Raw genomic sequence first — 15,271 nt, 5'->3', positions numbered from 1 at the left:
AAGCAATGAAAATGAGCGTGTTGGCCAGCGGTTCCACAGGGAACAGCACGTACATCGAAACAGAAAAAGGCAGCCTGCTCATAGATGTCGGACTTTCATGTAAGAAGATAGAGGAAGCACTGAATACGTTGGGTACTTCATTGAGTAACATAGATGCGATACTTATCACACATGAGCATTCGGACCATATCAAAGGGCTGAAAGTGACCGCCAAACGGTATGACATCCCTATTTTTGCGAATGAAAATACATGGAGACAGATAGAGAAAAAAGGGATTGAAATCAATCCCGGGCAGAAGTTCCATTTCAATCCGCTTGAAGAGAAAGAGATCGTGGGCATGGACGTCAATTCATTCAGCGTCTCCCATGATGCAGTGGATCCACAGTTCTACACATTTGCACGCGACGATAAGAAGATATCGGTCATCACCGATACGGGGTACGTTTCCGACCATATGAAAGGCATCATCAAAGACAGCGACTGCTTCGTCTTCGAAAGCAACCATGATGTCGACATGCTGCGCATGGGAAGGTATCCGTGGGTGACGAAGCAGCGGATACTTTCAGACGTCGGGCACGTCTCCAATGAAGACGCCGCACATGCGATGCGTGACGTCATAACCCCCCGCACCAAACGGATCTACCTCAGTCATCTGAGTCTCGACAATAATATCAAAGAGCTGGCAAAGATGAGTGTGGAACAGGTTCTCAACCAGTATGATATCGATACAAAAGACGAAATAATGCTGTGCGATACAGACAAGGCAGCACCGACGAAGATATACACAGTATGAGTTATCCACAGTTTATATACAAAAATGTGTGGATAACGTTACAATAACGTGGATAACTCCGGTACAGTTGTGTACAACCGGTGGAAAAGTGGAAAACAGATACAAAAACAGAGAGGGGTACATCACAATCAGATGTACCCCTCTTTTTTACTGTTTATCAGAAAACGTCTCTTTGACCCAGGACCCGTCCACATCATTTTCGCTGATGCCATTCTCACTGAATACAATTTCCCCGTATTCATTGAATTCATTGTCAGTGTACCGGTAGACGAAAGGAATGCCCGCCTTCTCGTAAAGTTTATACATCAGGGCGCGTACCCCCTTGCCGGCCGTCATGAAGCTGATCTCATGCTTATCCTCATCCACACTGGTATTCATCGCATACCCTTTCATGCCCCAGTGTATTTTCGTCCACTCATAAGCATCCGGCACGCCGAATTCAATCAGATTTTTATAGTATTTTTCGCCCAGGTCAATACGCTCCTCAGCAACAAGGATCTGTTCCTGCTCCTGCACAGCCGCCTCGCTTAAAATTTCATCAAGATCGACAAACTCACTGGCCTCGAGATCCTCGACCAGCTTTTTCTTTCCATCATCATCGAGTGTATTATAATAAGAGGCAATCGCAGCATCCTGATAAGGCGCGGCGTGGATATCCAGGCCGTCAGGGATCCTCTCAATCACATTGAAGTCCATTTCCTCATCATTGTTGAAGGCGAAATCTATCATCTTGTTAAGGTCGTTTAATTCATGAAATTTAAGTATACTATACGCAAGACTCGGCATAGGAACACTCCTTTACATATTTTGGACGTTATCTTAATTATTTAACAATTCACACGAACAGTCAAGATATTACAAATGGGACGAAAGGATGAAACAGTATGAAAATCATTGTAATCACAGTGGGGAAATTGAAAGAGAAGTATTGGCAACAGGCGGTTGAAGAGTATAAAAAGCGCATCAGCGGGTATGCCAAACTCGAACTGATTGAAATACCGGATGAAAAAGAACCCAACAACGCCGGGGATAAAGATATAGAAATCATAAAGGAAAAAGAAGCCCGGAAAATCCTCGCCAAAATCAAAGACACACAGCACGTCGTCACACTCGAAATCAGGGGCAAAGCATACACCAGTGAAAGACTCGCCGAAGAATATCAGAAATGGATGAATACAGGAAAAAGCGACATCGTATTCATCATCGGCGGCAGCAACGGCATAGGAGACAGCGTAAAGCAGAGATCCAACCAGGAAATCAGCTTCGGCTCCCTTACCTACCCCCATCAGATGATGAAAGTCATGCTGCTCGAACAGATTTTCAGGGTGAATAAGATCATCAGGAATGAGAATTACCATAAATAAACCGCATTGCAGACTGATACGATTACTATCTCTCTGCAATGCGGTTTACTTGTTTGTTTTATAGTTTTTAAATTGTAAAACTCCTCGCATAAGATGCTTATTGATGCGGGCTTATATAAATAACATTGAGGTAAGAAAAGATGGAACCTTAAAATTTTATTGAAATAAATGTTATCATTGTATATAATGTATGGTAACAATATAATAAAAAGTGAAATTTACTGAGGTCATATGTATGAGAATCCTATTATCAAACAGCTCCAAAGAACCTTTTTACAACCAAATTTACGAGCAGATCAAATCTTTTATTTTGTCAGATGAGTTAAAAGATGGTGAAAATCTGCCTTCGATGAGAAAACTCGCACACGATCTTGGTGTCAGTGTCATCACTGTCAAAAGAGCTTATGACGAACTAGAAAAAGAAAGTTTCATTTATTCAATCGTCGGCAAGGGTTCTTTCGTTTCAGAAAATAATATCGCACTGATCAAGGAGAAGAAAATGCAGGCTGTCGAAGAACAGCTTCAGGCCGTGGTTTCAAACAGCAAGGAAATCGGTATCAGTTTGGAAGAATTGCAGGAAATGCTAAAAATTTTTTATAGGGAGTGAGTACAATGGATAAAGTCATCGAATTCGAAAATATAAGCAAGGAATATTCCGGATTCTCTATCAAAAATATTGATTTAAACATCAACAAAGGGTATATCACAGGCTTTGTCGGAGCGAATGGTTCAGGAAAATCAACTACGATAAAAATGATCATGAATCTGGTCAAACCGGATTCAGGTGAGGTAAATATATTCGAGATGAACCATAATAATGATGAAAAAGACATAAAACAGAAAATAGGGTTTGTGTACGATGACAATATATACTATGAGGGCTTGAATTTAAGAGATTTACACAAAATCGTTGCACCGGCATATAAAAATTGGGACAAGAAAGCATTTCAGCATTATATCGAAACATTTGATTTACCGTTGAATCAGCCGATAAAATATTTTTCAAAAGGCATGCGTATGAAAGCTTCTCTTGTGCTTGCCCTGTCTCACAATCCTGAACTGCTTATCATGGATGAGCCCACAGCCGGTCTTGATCCTGTTTTCAGAAAGGAACTCCTGAATATACTTCAGGAAATAATGATGAATGAAAATAAAACCATATTCTTTTCTACACATATAACTTCGGACCTTGAAAAAATTGCTGATTATATTGTCTTTATTAAAGATGGGGAAATCATATTCAACCATTCAATCAATTCATTACAAAATGAATTTGCATTGGTCAAAGGTGATCGTTCACTGATTGACAGAGATACTGAAGATGAATTTGACTATATAAATTATAAAGGTGAGTATTTTGAAGCGATGACGCAGAATCCCAAAGTCATTTATGAGGTATTTGGTGATGAAGTGTCGATAGATAACATTTCTTTGGAAGAAATAATGTATTTTTTGAATGGAGCTGATTAATGTGATTTATCTATTGAGAAGAGATCTGATATTACAGAAAAGGTTACTCTGGCTGTATATTCCTTTCATTTTAATTTTTGTATATTCATTATCATCCCCTTCTCTGATATATACTCTAGCTGCATTGTATATACCATACAATGCATTGGCGTATGATGAACAGGTAAATTCAGACAAATTGTTGAATTCACTTCCATATACTCGATTGGAAATCACATTATATCGTTACCTCGGCACTTTGGTATATACGTTCGTATCTGTGATACTGGTCAGTCTGATACTTGTACTATTTAATAAGTCGTTTTCACTTTTAGACATTGTGATAGGTATATCATTCTTTCTCATTATTGCTGCTTTCACCTATCCGCTGTTCCAAATATTCAAGCAAGGCAACATAGCAACAATCATCATTGTTGCATTTGTGCTGAGCGTTGGATTATTGAGTACTTTTTCAGAGCAGATGATTGAATTCGGCAATCTGTTCCTAAACAGCTCCGTCAGCAATGCTTTACTCTTTTCTGCATTGTTATTATCTGTTCTCGTCATATATTTTGGTTCATGGGTCCTCACTTACAGTATTTATAAAAACAAGGATTTTTAAAATAAACAGTATAAAGGGGATGGATCAGTATGAAGAGGTGTTAAATAGATGATTTCAAGACAATTTCTACTAAGTGCACTTGGGATTTCATTATTGGCACTTTTAATTTTAAGTATAACAGTGTTCATGTGGAATCGAGGAGAGCCACTGCAAGAAATCATATTTCAATTTTTGTTTGCTGCAGTTCTCTTTGGCATCTCTGGTTTGTTGTTTTATAAAGCATATGGAACCAAAAATTCGGATGACTCGGAAAATGTAACAGAGTATACGGATATTATGCCATTCAAACGATTTCTTATACATCCTGAGGTACATGCCATCAATCAGCTGATTATTTATAATGAATACGGAAATATGGTTGGCAGACTTTTTCCCGGTCAATCTTGGTTAAAATATCTGGAACCATTAATCAACTTTCTCCCATTCAAACATTATATTGAAAGTGAAAATGGTCATTTAATGACACTGGATGTTCGAGGTTTTTTTAATAAGAAAATATTTATACTCAACGAATCTGGACATAAAATAGGTACAATCAGACAAAATTTCTTCAAGTCGTTATTCAAATTTCATGTGATTATTGAAGTGAATGGCGACAGGTATGAAACCAATTCAGATGTTTTATTTGGAGAATTAGAAATTGAAAATATAGTGAAAATTAATTCGTTCAATGTACCTGTTGAAATCACTGAACGTTTCAAGCGATTTTCTGAACGGTTATTTATTATAGAAGAAAAGCTTGAAACAGATGAAGGAAAAGTAGGACTTGCAGTATTGTGTTTTTACGCAGCATTTTCGCGAGGAAAATAATCATCAAAGTATTGCAATAATATTGTTCTGTTCTCAAATATTTCAATTTTAGCTTGGTTCCCTTCAAAATACAGTGTTAAGTGTGGAATTGCATATGAAGATATAATACAGTGATGGGCTCGTGTGTTAAGGTGAAAGAAAGGTTCTAAAATCACCATTCTAACTAATCAAAAAACCGCATCGTAGACCGGTACGCAGAAGCATATCATCGTTGATGAGATTTTTAATCATTCTAAGAAATTGTTTATTAAATTGAAATAGCTATTAAATGAGTTTTTATAAATTTGTTTATTGGTTGCCTTACGTATAATAACTCAGTATTGTTGGATCTAATTTCTTATAAGGCAACTTTAACTAGTATTCCTTATCTTCTTTTGTTCTCTCGGGAGTCTAAATATAAAACAGAAAAAACTCTCATTCATAGTATTAAAATAATATAAGAAAGCCCATTTCTATATTATTTCAAGAGAAATGGGCTTTCTTCATTTAATCAAGAAGTTACGTTTATACTTCTTTTGTATTTATATAGTTATCATTGCGGTTTTAAAATGACTTTAATATTGTTATCTTTTTTCTGATCAAAAATATCATAAGCTTGACTTGCTTCTTCTAAAGGCATTGTATGCGTTATAATTTCTGTTGGATCAAAAACCTCATTTTTAATCATTTCATATAATTTTGGCATTTGATGAATAACTGGCGCTTGTCCACTTTTTACTTGGACATCTCTATTGAAAATTAAATCTATTGGAAAATTGTCTGCAGGTGTACCGTAAATACCAGTTAATTGAATCGTTCCAAATTTTCTTACTGATTCAGCTGCTGTAATAATGGGACTAATATTACCTCGTTGCGCTGAATTTGAACTTATCTCTAAATCATCTTGAGCAACTTGGCCATCCATTCCAACACAATCTATAACGACATCTGCACCACCGCGTGTGCTTTCATGAAGTAATTTTCCTATATTATCTTCTTTAGAAAAATTATATACTTCAGCGCCATTGGATTTTTTGGCATGGTTTAATCTATGTTCTACATTGTCAATGGCAATAACACGTTCAGCGCCTTTTAATTTAGCAAATTTTTGTGCCATTAAACCGATTGGACCACAACCGAGAACAATAACGGTATCTCCAGATTTTACGCCTGCATGTTCAACACTCCAATAAGCTGTTGGGACCACATCAGATAAAAATAATACTTGTTCGTCTTTCAAATCACTATCTGGAACTTTGAAAGAGGAAAAATCGGCAAATGGCACTCTTAAATACTCTGCTTGACCTCCCCAATAGTTTCCGTGCATGCCACCAAAACCGAAGAGTCCACCATTATTCATTTTCCAACTTGCCGGTGATGGATTAGAATTATCACACTGAGACTCCATTTCATTATTACAATAGAAACAATCGCCACAACCTATGTTAAAAGGTATAACTACTCTATCTCCCTTTTTTAAGGTTTTAACCTCTTTTCCTACTTCTTCTACAATTCCCATTGGCTCATGTCCAATAACAAAATCAGAATCCATAAATAAATCGCCCTGATGATAAAGATGTAAATCAGAACCACATATACCTGAAGCTGTTATTTTTATAATTGCGTCTGTTGATTCTTCTATTGTTGGATCATTCACTTCTCGAACTTCCATATTTTTATGACCTTGATAAGTAACTGCTTTCATTAATATCATCCTCCTTGAGTAAGTTTACCCATCCGTAACACCTTATAAACACAGTGTAATAATACGTTATTTTTTAAAGAATATAAATATCTTCAAATTTGAGGCTGCTTTAGTAGAATAGTGAATAATTTATTAAAGACTGCAACATAATAAAGTTAAAGAATTTTTTAATATTCATAAAATCGTATCATTAGCCGATACATAGAGAGCTATCATAAATAAGCTTTACACGAAATTCGACCTTCATATGTAATTTTAAAAGAGATATAAATATAAGAACGTCAGTTCCGTTTTGTGGTAAAATATACAATTATAAATCCATTATAAGGTGGTTTGAAATTGAGCAATATAAACTTTTTAATGTACCAGACTGAAGATGGAGAAACTAAGATAGACGTACGTTTAGAAGATGAGACAGTTTGGATGACTCAAAAATCAATAGCAGAACTTTACCAAAAAGGTCTGCCGACCATCAATGAGCATATTAAAAATATTTATGATGACGGAGAACTTACTGAATTTGCAACTCTTCGGAAAAACCGAATAGTTCAAACCGAAGGTAACAGAGAGATTGCCCGGCAGACTAATTTTTATAACCTTGAGGTAATCATTGCTGTAGGTTACCGTGTAGGATCTCATCGGGGTACCCAATTCAGGCAATGGGTAACTAACCGTCTGAATGAATATCTTGTAAAAGGCTTTACAATGAATGATGATAGATTGAAGGAAATGCGTAATATTGGTTCTGATTATTTTGATGAACTGTTAGAACGAATTCGTGATATTCGTGTATCAGAGAAGAGATTTTATTTAAAGATCACAGATATTTATGCTACATCAATTGATTAGGACTCTCAGTCATCACTAACCAGAGAATTTTTTGCCACGGTACAAAATAAATTACATTACGCCATTCACGGAATGACCGCAACAGAGTTAATAAATGCGAGAGTGGATGCGTCAAAAGATAATATGGGGTTGCAGACTTACAAAGGTGATAAAGTTCGTAGAAGTGATGTAACAGTTGCGAAAAACTATTTAAATGAATCAGAGATTAAATCAATGAATAGGATCGTAACGATGTATCTGGATTATGCAGAAGATCAGGCTGAGAGAAAACAGCCGATGTATATGAGTGATTGGAAAGAAAAACTGGATGCATTTTTAAAATTTAATGATAGGGAAATTCTCGAAAATGCAGGGAATATAAAAAAAGAAATTGCAGATGCCTTGGCTTTAAAAGAGTATGATGAGTTTAATGAAAATCGTATTATGAATGAACAAAGTGACGATTTTCTCGAGTTTATAAAAGAAGATGATATAAAATAAACCGTATGCAGACTGATGCGGCGAGAGCCATCATAAATGATGGAGTTTTTATTAAATTTCAATACAAATCAGCTGAAATGAATATTAGTCTGGCGGACACCTCCGGTAACTTAAACGAATTCCTTAAAGTAATTATTATTTTAAGGAGTTTTTTGTATGCTATAAAATACTTATGTATGCTATATTGATAACAACGATGAAATTAAATTTAAGAAAGGAGTTAAGATGGAAAACATATCTAATAATATCAGCAGCAATCTCCAATCATTACGGCAGGAACGGGGACTCAGCCTGGATAAAACTTCTGAAATAACCGGTGTCAGCAAAGGCATGCTTGCACAGATTGAACGCGGTGATTCGGTACCGACGATTACTACTGTCTGGAAAATTGCCACTGGATTCAAAGTTTCGTTCTCATCATTGATTTATGACCAAAAGGGAGAAGTGCAAGTGGTTAGAAAAGATGAGGGTGTGCTGATCACTGAAAACGACCAGAATTACAGGGTGAGGAATATTGTCCCCTTTTCACCGGAGAGGCATTTTGAAGTATTCTCAGTTGAATTGACAGAGGGAGAAACGCATGTGGCAGAACCGCATGGCCCTGAAGTGGAAGAACATATTTTTGTGAATTCCGGCACCCTGGAAATGGTTATAGACGAGCAGTCAATCATGCTGAACAGAGATGATGCAGTCATTTTCGACGGCAATCAGCCACATATCTACAAAAATGCCGGTGAGGGTACAGTTCAGTTTAAAGACATACTATTCTACAAAAAATAGTTTCACAATGGAGGTGTTTCCAATGTCATTTGATAACCATATTGCCACATTAAAATACGCCTTTCCTAAAACAATACCGATACTTGCAGGTTTCATGTTCCTCGGTATATCCTACGGTATTTATATGAACTCTTTAGGATTCGGGCCGGCATACGCAATATTGATGAGCATATTCATTTTCGCAGGTTCCATGGAATTTGTAGCCGGAAGCCTGCTTCTGGGGCCATTCAGTCCGCTGAGTGCGTTTTTCCTGACTTTGATGATTAATGCGAGGCACCTTTTTTACGGCATTGCCATGTTGGATAAATTCAAAGGCTCAGGGAGGAAAAAGCCTTATTTGATATACGGCATGTGCGATGAATCATTCGTCATAAACAGCACGACAGATGTGCCTTCATACATAAACAAGGGCTGGTTCATGTTTTACGTCACGTTTCTCAACCAGATCTACTGGGTGGGCGGCACAACACTCGGCAGCCTTTTCAGTTCGGCAATTTCATTTAACACCGACGGGCTTGAATTCGTCATGGTTGCACTTTTTGTCGTCATATTTTTGGATCAGTGGATGAAGGAACGTTATCATGTGAGTTCAGTTATCGGTATTACTGCATCGGTTTTATGCCTGGTTTTATTCGGCCCGGACAATTTCATCATACCGGCCATGATACTAATACTGCTTGCATTATCCTCCATTAAAAAAATACTGGAAAAACGGGAGGTGATTTCCTGAGATGTCGGTAACACAGCAGATTCTCATTATCGTCGTGGTTGTAGCTGGAACAATGATCACAAGATTTTTGCCGTTTCTTATCTTCTCCCGGGATAAAGAGACGCCGCAGTATATCAAATATCTGGGTTATGTACTCCCCCCTGCAGTATTTGGCCTCCTTGTCGTCTATGCTTTACGGAATGTTTCCTTTACGAGTTTCGAAAGTTTTTTACCCGAGCTTCTTGCAGTCGGATTGATCGTCATTCTGCACTACTGGAAGAAAAACATGCTGATTTCAATAGCGGGCGGCACACTTTGCTATATGATTCTGATACAGTTTGTTTTCTGATAAAGAACCTCGATGGGAAATTCGTACAAGAATGGTGCTGTTTCCATTCCTCCTCCATGAATGATCGAAACACATCCCTATAATTCAGCCGGCTCCATTGTTAAACTTGTATATGTATCGTAAACACATACTTTCCAGAAGGAGCATATGTATGAAGGACGCTAAACAACTTGAAGCTGTACTGAATAAATTGGACGGACAGAAATACGGTGCCTACAAGCAGTTGAAGGGTATTTACCAGTTCAAACGTTTCAAACTGGCGATTGATCATATACAGGTCGACCCATATGCCCCGCCATCCAAGATGCGGGTCATCATGAACCGTGAAACAGCAGGAATTCCAGCGGATTTGCTGGATACAAAGGATAAAATCACGGCAGTGGCAGACTTTTTGACGCGTGCATTTGGAGAAAGCATTCAAAAGCAGAAGAATGCCGCTAAAACGAACAGTAAAAACATCAAAATACTGATTGACCGTCCCGGCCAGGAAATTTTGGAGCGAACATCTGTTGTCATTGATGAAAATGAACTGGAGGTACGATTCGAAGTCGGTCTGCCGGCTGCAGGCCGGAAGATCCTGGGCAAAGCGGCAGCCGGCATCATGACCGGCATACTCCCCGAAATTGCCGATGATGCACTGCTCTACCAAAACCTTGATCAGGAAGGGCTTAAGGAGCAGGTGGCTCTCATGCTGGACCAGGTGCATATACGCAGGGAACTGGAGCAGAGGAGTCTTGTCGCATTTGTTGCCGATGATGCGATCCTCCCCCGCCACAGCGGTGTGTCGGATAAACCTATGAAAGATGCCGTTCCATTTTCAAGCCCTGACAATCTCAAAATCGAAATCAGCCTTCCAAGCGGGCAGACAGTCTCAGGTATGGGGCTTGCCGAAGGAATCACCCTCATCGTCGGCGGCGGCTATCATGGCAAATCCACCCTGCTCCAGGCCTTGGAACGCGGCGTCTACAACCATATCCCGGGCGATGGCCGCGAGCTGGTCATCGTAAGGAGCAATGCTTCGAAAATCCGGGCTGAGGACGGCCGTAATATTGAAAAGGTGAACATCAGCACATTCATTAATAATCTGCCGGCAAAGAAAGATACCATTAAGTTTTCGACAGAAAATGCGAGCGGCAGCACATCCCAGGCAGCAAATGTGATGGAGGCGCTGGAATCAGGTTCCCGGCTTATGCTGATTGATGAAGATACTTCAGCGACCAACTTCATGATCCGGGATGCCCGCATGCAGAAACTCATTGCACCGGACAAGGAGCCCATCACGCCGTTCTCGGAGAAAGTGAAACCTCTGTACGATGACAAGGGTGTTTCAACAATACTGATTGTCGGGGGATCCGGCGATTATTTCGATGTCGCCGACCGTGTCCTGATGATGGATGAATACAGACTGAAGGATGTAACCGGTGCTGCCAAAGAAATTGCCGATACTGACGTCCATCGGAAAGAAAATATGTCAGACAGCATATTCGGCGACATTACACCGAGAATCCCTTTGAAATCCGGGTTCCGGAAGTCAGGCAAAGATGCCAGGCTGAAAGCAAAAGGCCGGACTGTCATCATGTACGGCAGGGAACCGATCGAAATCGCTGGCCTGGAACAGCTTGTCGACGACAGCCAGACCAATTGCATCTCTGTGATGATAGACTATCTGAAAAATGAAGTACTGGATGACAGACTGACATTATCCCAGGCAGCGGACCGAATATATGACCATATAGATAAGAACGGCATGGATGCCATTTCACCCCACTCCGGCCATCCCGGTAATATGGCACTGCCGAGGAAACAGGAATTCATGGGTGCGCTCAACCGTTACCGCGGATTCAGTATAAGATGATGCATCGATATCTGCTGATCGCACTCACATATAATTGAATAATCATACAGTTAGAAGCACTCTCCGAATCTGATCGGAGAGTGCTTTGTTGATATGCTACTTCTCTTTCAATTTGTCATTGATTTTTCTACTGTCGAGCAGAGAGAGAAAATAGAATGCGAAGAAGATGATGAGCATGATGACAAATATTGCACCGGCATAGAAGAGAATATCCGCAGGATCGACTGTTATCCATCCGTTCAACAAGGCAACGGCTGTAAATGCTGTAATACCTACAGCAAACTGGATTACTGCAACGAGTGACTCTGATATTTTTGTGTAGTACAACGTAGATGCAACACCTATGAGGGCAGAGGCGATCCATACGGAGATGATTTCTTTCGGCTGAATTTCGTTAAGCGGACCGGCTACACCATTCAATAGATAGATAAAGCTCCCGATACCTATTGATAGAGCGAGACTTTTCAATAGATTCTGTAACATCATATTCCCAGCCTTTCCTTCAGTTTTGAAACGTAGCGTCTTGAAATGCTGACTTTCCTACCGTTTTTCATACGTGCAATTAAATTCCCTGAAAATGAAGGCTCTACACGGTCGATCATCTGGGTGTTTAACATTTCTGCTTTTGACACTTTCAAAAACGTTTCAGATTTCATTTCCTCCATAAAAGCACTCAAACTTTTTGAGGTCACGATCCGGTCCGTCTTCGTGTAGACTGTCAACGTCTTATCCCGTACTTCTGCACAGATGACATCGGACTTCTGTATCATCAGAAACTCTTCCTCCGAGCGGATGATCAAATTCTCCTTATCCGTCGTAAAGTGATCTATATAAGATAAGATCCGTGCACCGGTTGTTGCAGTTTTAGTGTGGATTTTGACCTCATCATCATTTAACTGTTCGTCAATAATCAATTCGGTATTCATAATCAGCCTCCCCTCTGAGTTGTTTTTTACAGTATATAACGAATCAATTATCCAGTGGGTGGTTTTTCCGCAAGTGGTCTGTGATCCATCGCAACCGGTGATTTTGTATCGTTCAAAAAACCTTGTCAAAGGGTGACAAGGTTTAAGTGTTCTTATATAGAACCAAGCTATTTATCCGGAAGTGAATCCACATCTTTCTGTCCCACTTCGGCCTGCTGGACTTCGTGCAACATGCTGCCCACAGATGACACACGGCCACGGTCATCTTTGTAGGCCAGGTGTTTCCGTTCCAGTTTTGTCGGCGAATCGACACCGGCGGCTGCGGCAACATTGAACAGACCGGCACGGAGTGATGTCACATAGTTGGTGACCCTGTAAAGCTTTTCATCCACTATTAAACCGCTCTGGAGCTCGGGGTCTGTCGTTGCTACTCCAACAGGGCAAGTATTCGTATGGCATACTTCAGCCATGATGCAGCCCACGCTGATCATAAAACCACGGGCGATATTGATGAGATCCGCCCCCATGCCTAGCGCGATTGCTGCTTTGTCCGGAGTGATCAGCTTGCCGGAGGCGATCAATTTGACGCGGTCCCTGATATCATACTGTCGGAGCAGTTCATCCACGATTGGCAGAGCTGTCATAACCGGCAGGCCGACAGAATCCGCAAGTTCCTGATAAGTGGCGCCTGTCCCGCCTTCACTGCCGTCGATCGTGATGAAGTCCGGTCCTTTGCCGGAATCTCTCATGTACTTCACCATTTCATCAAGTTTTTCAACATCTCCGACCACTATTTTCATCCCCACCGGTTTTTCGCCGACTTCCCGCAGTTCTTCGATAAAATCGAATAATGACGAAAAAGAATCATAGTCGACGAAACGGTTCGGGCTGTTGACTGTCTTACCGGGTTCAATCAACCGTATTTTAGCGATTTCTTCAGTGACTTTCTGTCCCTCAAGATGGCCGCCACGGGTTTTGGCACCCTGGGCAAGTTTGACCTCGAAGGCCTTCACCTGTTCCATTTCAGATTTTTCCCTGAATGCCTCCCACGAGAATTCGCCGGAAAGTGTCCGGACGCCAAACAATCCCGGTCCGATCTGCATGATCAGATCGGCATTACCGGCCAGATGGTGATCGGATATTCCGCCTTCCCCGGTATTCATCCATGTGCCGCCGGCAGCAGCAAGTCCTTTTGACAGCGCTGTAATCGCCCGTTCCCCAAGGGCACCATAGCTCATCGCAGACATTCCCACCTGACCTTTGACATGGAACGGCTCGCGACATTTTCCTTCCCCGAGTACAACCGCATCTTCATCCCGTAGAAAATACGGATCGATCTGCGCTTCCTCGCGGTGTTCTTTGCGGGAAAACAGACCTTCATTATCCACGAGATATTTATACGAATTTGTTTTCTCTGTATTGTCGACCCTCATTTCAGTGGCAAGTTTCGGGAACAGACTGTTCCGTATATAATAGCCCTCTTCCTCGAAAACGCGGTTGGAACCGAAACCCAGCAGCCGTTCATTGTATTTCCCGGCTTTCACCACGTCCTGGTACTGAAGTCTTGAAAAGGGCTTTCCTTCATTGTCGTCCGAGAACAGGTACTGTCTCAGTTCCGGCCCGACATGTTCCGCCATGTACCGTACACGTCCAAGCAGTGGAAAGTTACGCAGAATCGCATGCTGTTTCTGACGGTCGTCCTTTCGGTAGATATAGGCAATATAAGCAAGCGGCGCCGCCACCGAAGTACTCATAATGGCTGACGGCAGATATTTTGAAATTTTCCCCATGAGAACCACCTTTCAGTTCTGTCATTATTGTATTTCAGAGTGAATCCAGTGCATCTTTTATCGAAGATCTTCCTTCGGTTATGTCGAAGGATTTCCTGAATGTATTCTGATTGTCGATTGCAGCAACAAGAACCGCAGCCACATCTTCATGCGGAATCTCGTCATCATCTTCAGCAATCGTTTCTGCTGCTTTTATCGTCCCTTTTCCTGGCTTGCTGACTTTCTTTGCCGTTCGGATGATTGTGTATATCAGTTCGCTTTTCCTGATCCAATCTTCGGCTTTATACTTTCCGCCGGTTTCTTTGGATTCCTCTGATTCATCCGTGCGCACAGGGCTTAAGTAAACGACTCGTCCGGTTTCCTGACGCTGCGCTTCTTCAAGTGATTTTACCACTGCTTCGTAATCAACCAGTATTTCCTGGTCTTCCCCTGCACCGAAACTGGACCCGGCAATGTAGATGATCGCATCGGAGCCGCCGATTCCTCCGGTGAAATTTTTATTCTTTTTCGAAACGATTACATCAGTTGCCCCAAGCATTCTCAGTGCTTCAGCTCTGTTGTCAGTTTCCGCAACAGTCACGGTTTCATGACCTTCTGCAGCAAGCCGCTTGAAAACATGCTCCCCGACACCTTCACTGCCGCCAAAAACAAATACCTTCATCCAATCCCCCCTCCATCTGATACATTTATATCCTCTGTTTCCCTATTCAGTCTGGTTGAAACCCTGCGTGGGGAAACCAGGCATTAACGTGCAGAAATTTGTATCCAAAGCAGCCGGAATCTGCTATGCTAACGGAAATACTTTTGTAT

At 40.9% G+C, this 15,271-nt stretch carries 16 protein-coding genes and 1 pseudogene; 11 read left to right on the top strand and 6 right to left on the bottom strand.

Annotation, left to right across the window (positions count from 1 at the left end; genetic code table 11):
• Positions 1-5: 5 nt before the first annotated feature.
• Positions 6-794 (top strand): MBL fold metallo-hydrolase, encoded by a 789-nt coding sequence (locus WN59_RS06445; RefSeq protein WP_156172402.1) that lies wholly within the window; start codon positions 6-8, stop codon positions 792-794.
• Positions 795-941: 147 nt separating this feature from the next.
• Here WN59_RS06445 and WN59_RS06440 read toward each other — a convergent pair whose 3' ends face one another.
• The gene (locus tag WN59_RS06440) at positions 942-1,580 is read right to left on the bottom strand and encodes a hypothetical protein (RefSeq protein ID WP_046514593.1); all 639 of its coding nucleotides are present in this window, start codon (positions 1,578-1,580) and stop codon (positions 942-944) included.
• Between the two features lie 98 nt (positions 1,581-1,678).
• Here WN59_RS06440 and rlmH point away from each other — a divergent pair, with 98 nt between their 5' ends.
• The 5 genes from rlmH to WN59_RS06415 all read left to right on the top strand — a co-directional run bounded on the left by rlmH (position 1,679) and on the right by WN59_RS06415 (position 5,039).
• Positions 1,679-2,158: a 23S rRNA (pseudouridine(1915)-N(3))-methyltransferase RlmH gene (rlmH, locus tag WN59_RS06435; protein ID WP_046514589.1), complete on the top strand. Its 480-nt coding sequence runs from the start codon at positions 1,679-1,681 to the stop codon at positions 2,156-2,158.
• 235 nt (positions 2,159-2,393) lie between these two features.
• Entirely contained in the window at positions 2,394-2,765 is a 372-nt protein-coding gene (locus WN59_RS06430) for a GntR family transcriptional regulator (RefSeq protein ID WP_046514585.1), read from the top strand.
• 5 nt (positions 2,766-2,770) lie between these two features.
• Positions 2,771-3,628, top strand: coding sequence for an ABC transporter ATP-binding protein (locus WN59_RS06425; RefSeq protein WP_046514582.1), 858 nt, complete (start codon positions 2,771-2,773; stop codon positions 3,626-3,628).
• On the top strand, positions 3,615-4,229 hold the full coding sequence (locus WN59_RS13950; protein ID WP_046514579.1) for an ABC-2 transporter permease: 615 nt from the start codon (positions 3,615-3,617) through the stop codon (positions 4,227-4,229). The genes WN59_RS06425 and WN59_RS13950 overlap by 14 nt, the downstream gene beginning before the upstream one ends.
• 48 nt (positions 4,230-4,277) lie before the next feature.
• The gene (locus WN59_RS06415) at positions 4,278-5,039 is read left to right on the top strand and encodes a hypothetical protein (RefSeq protein ID WP_046514575.1); all 762 of its coding nucleotides are present in this window, start codon (positions 4,278-4,280) and stop codon (positions 5,037-5,039) included.
• 532 nt (positions 5,040-5,571) lie between these two features.
• Here WN59_RS06415 and WN59_RS06410 read toward each other — a convergent pair.
• Positions 5,572-6,723 (bottom strand): alcohol dehydrogenase catalytic domain-containing protein, encoded by a 1,152-nt coding sequence (locus WN59_RS06410; protein WP_046514572.1) that lies wholly within the window; start codon positions 6,721-6,723, stop codon positions 5,572-5,574.
• 360 nt (positions 6,724-7,083) lie between these two features.
• On the opposite strand from WN59_RS06410, the pseudogene WN59_RS06405 reads away from it, so the two are divergent.
• From WN59_RS06405 to WN59_RS06380, 5 genes and pseudogenes are all read left to right on the top strand, one after another.
• A pseudogene (locus WN59_RS06405) lies at positions 7,084-8,052 on the top strand (virulence RhuM family protein).
• Positions 8,053-8,277: 225 nt separating this feature from the next.
• The gene (locus tag WN59_RS06395; RefSeq protein ID WP_046514566.1) at positions 8,278-8,832 is read left to right on the top strand and encodes a helix-turn-helix domain-containing protein; all 555 of its coding nucleotides are present in this window, start codon (positions 8,278-8,280) and stop codon (positions 8,830-8,832) included.
• A gap of 22 nt (positions 8,833-8,854) precedes the next feature.
• Positions 8,855-9,562, top strand: a complete 708-nt coding sequence (locus WN59_RS06390; protein WP_046514562.1) for an AzlC family ABC transporter permease — start codon at positions 8,855-8,857, stop codon at positions 9,560-9,562.
• Between the two features lies 1 nt (position 9,563).
• A complete protein-coding gene (locus WN59_RS06385; protein ID WP_046514558.1) occupies positions 9,564-9,890 on the top strand; it encodes a branched-chain amino acid transporter permease in 327 nt (108 codons plus the stop codon).
• Positions 9,891-10,041: 151 nt separating this feature from the next.
• Positions 10,042-11,745 (top strand): ABC-ATPase domain-containing protein, encoded by a 1,704-nt coding sequence (locus tag WN59_RS06380; RefSeq protein ID WP_046514555.1) that lies wholly within the window; start codon positions 10,042-10,044, stop codon positions 11,743-11,745.
• Between the two features lie 96 nt (positions 11,746-11,841).
• Here WN59_RS06380 and WN59_RS06375 read toward each other — a convergent pair whose 3' ends face one another.
• From WN59_RS06375 to WN59_RS06360, 4 genes are all read right to left on the bottom strand, one after another.
• Entirely contained in the window at positions 11,842-12,231 is a 390-nt protein-coding gene (locus WN59_RS06375; protein ID WP_046514551.1) for a DUF3021 family protein, read from the bottom strand.
• Complete coding sequence (locus WN59_RS06370; protein ID WP_052747315.1) at positions 12,228-12,671, bottom strand: LytTR family DNA-binding domain-containing protein; 444 nt, start codon at positions 12,669-12,671, stop codon at positions 12,228-12,230. Before WN59_RS06370 ends, WN59_RS06375 begins: the two co-directional genes overlap by 4 nt.
• Before the next feature lie 167 nt (positions 12,672-12,838).
• A complete protein-coding gene (locus WN59_RS06365; protein ID WP_046514549.1) occupies positions 12,839-14,461 on the bottom strand; it encodes an FMN-binding glutamate synthase family protein in 1,623 nt (540 codons plus the stop codon).
• A gap of 34 nt (positions 14,462-14,495) precedes the next feature.
• Positions 14,496-15,122, bottom strand: a complete 627-nt coding sequence (locus WN59_RS06360; protein ID WP_046514545.1) for an NAD(P)H-binding protein — start codon at positions 15,120-15,122, stop codon at positions 14,496-14,498.
• Positions 15,123-15,271 lie beyond the last annotated feature (149 nt).

This window comes from Salinicoccus sediminis (genome assembly GCF_000986795.1).
GTDB lineage: Bacteria > Bacillota > Bacilli > Staphylococcales > Salinicoccaceae > Salinicoccus > Salinicoccus sediminis.
Note: the sequence above shows the minus strand (reverse complement) of the source record. Positions and strands in the feature narration are given on the sequence as shown.

Excerpts from the sequence above, each read along its gene's own strand:
- WN59_RS06445 (WP_156172402.1), top strand. The coding sequence starts at position 6 with ATGAAAATGAGCGTGTTGGCCAGCGGTTCCACAGGGAACAGCACGTAC.
- WN59_RS06440 (WP_046514593.1), bottom strand. The coding sequence starts at position 1,580 with ATGCCGAGTCTTGCGTATAGTATACTTAAATTTCATGAATTAAACGAC.
- rlmH (WP_046514589.1), top strand. The coding sequence starts at position 1,679 with ATGAAAATCATTGTAATCACAGTGGGGAAATTGAAAGAGAAGTATTGG.
- WN59_RS06430 (WP_046514585.1), top strand. The coding sequence starts at position 2,394 with ATGAGAATCCTATTATCAAACAGCTCCAAAGAACCTTTTTACAACCAA.
- WN59_RS06425 (WP_046514582.1), top strand. The coding sequence starts at position 2,771 with ATGGATAAAGTCATCGAATTCGAAAATATAAGCAAGGAATATTCCGGA.
- WN59_RS13950 (WP_046514579.1), top strand. The coding sequence starts at position 3,615 with ATGGAGCTGATTAATGTGATTTATCTATTGAGAAGAGATCTGATATTA.
- WN59_RS06415 (WP_046514575.1), top strand. The coding sequence starts at position 4,278 with ATGATTTCAAGACAATTTCTACTAAGTGCACTTGGGATTTCATTATTG.
- WN59_RS06410 (WP_046514572.1), bottom strand. The coding sequence starts at position 6,723 with ATGAAAGCAGTTACTTATCAAGGTCATAAAAATATGGAAGTTCGAGAA.
- WN59_RS06395 (WP_046514566.1), top strand. The coding sequence starts at position 8,278 with ATGGAAAACATATCTAATAATATCAGCAGCAATCTCCAATCATTACGG.
- WN59_RS06390 (WP_046514562.1), top strand. The coding sequence starts at position 8,855 with ATGTCATTTGATAACCATATTGCCACATTAAAATACGCCTTTCCTAAA.
- WN59_RS06385 (WP_046514558.1), top strand. The coding sequence starts at position 9,564 with ATGTCGGTAACACAGCAGATTCTCATTATCGTCGTGGTTGTAGCTGGA.
- WN59_RS06380 (WP_046514555.1), top strand. The coding sequence starts at position 10,042 with ATGAAGGACGCTAAACAACTTGAAGCTGTACTGAATAAATTGGACGGA.
- WN59_RS06375 (WP_046514551.1), bottom strand. The coding sequence starts at position 12,231 with ATGATGTTACAGAATCTATTGAAAAGTCTCGCTCTATCAATAGGTATC.
- WN59_RS06370 (WP_052747315.1), bottom strand. The coding sequence starts at position 12,671 with ATGAATACCGAATTGATTATTGACGAACAGTTAAATGATGATGAGGTC.
- WN59_RS06365 (WP_046514549.1), bottom strand. The coding sequence starts at position 14,461 with ATGGGGAAAATTTCAAAATATCTGCCGTCAGCCATTATGAGTACTTCG.
- WN59_RS06360 (WP_046514545.1), bottom strand. The coding sequence starts at position 15,122 with ATGAAGGTATTTGTTTTTGGCGGCAGTGAAGGTGTCGGGGAGCATGTT.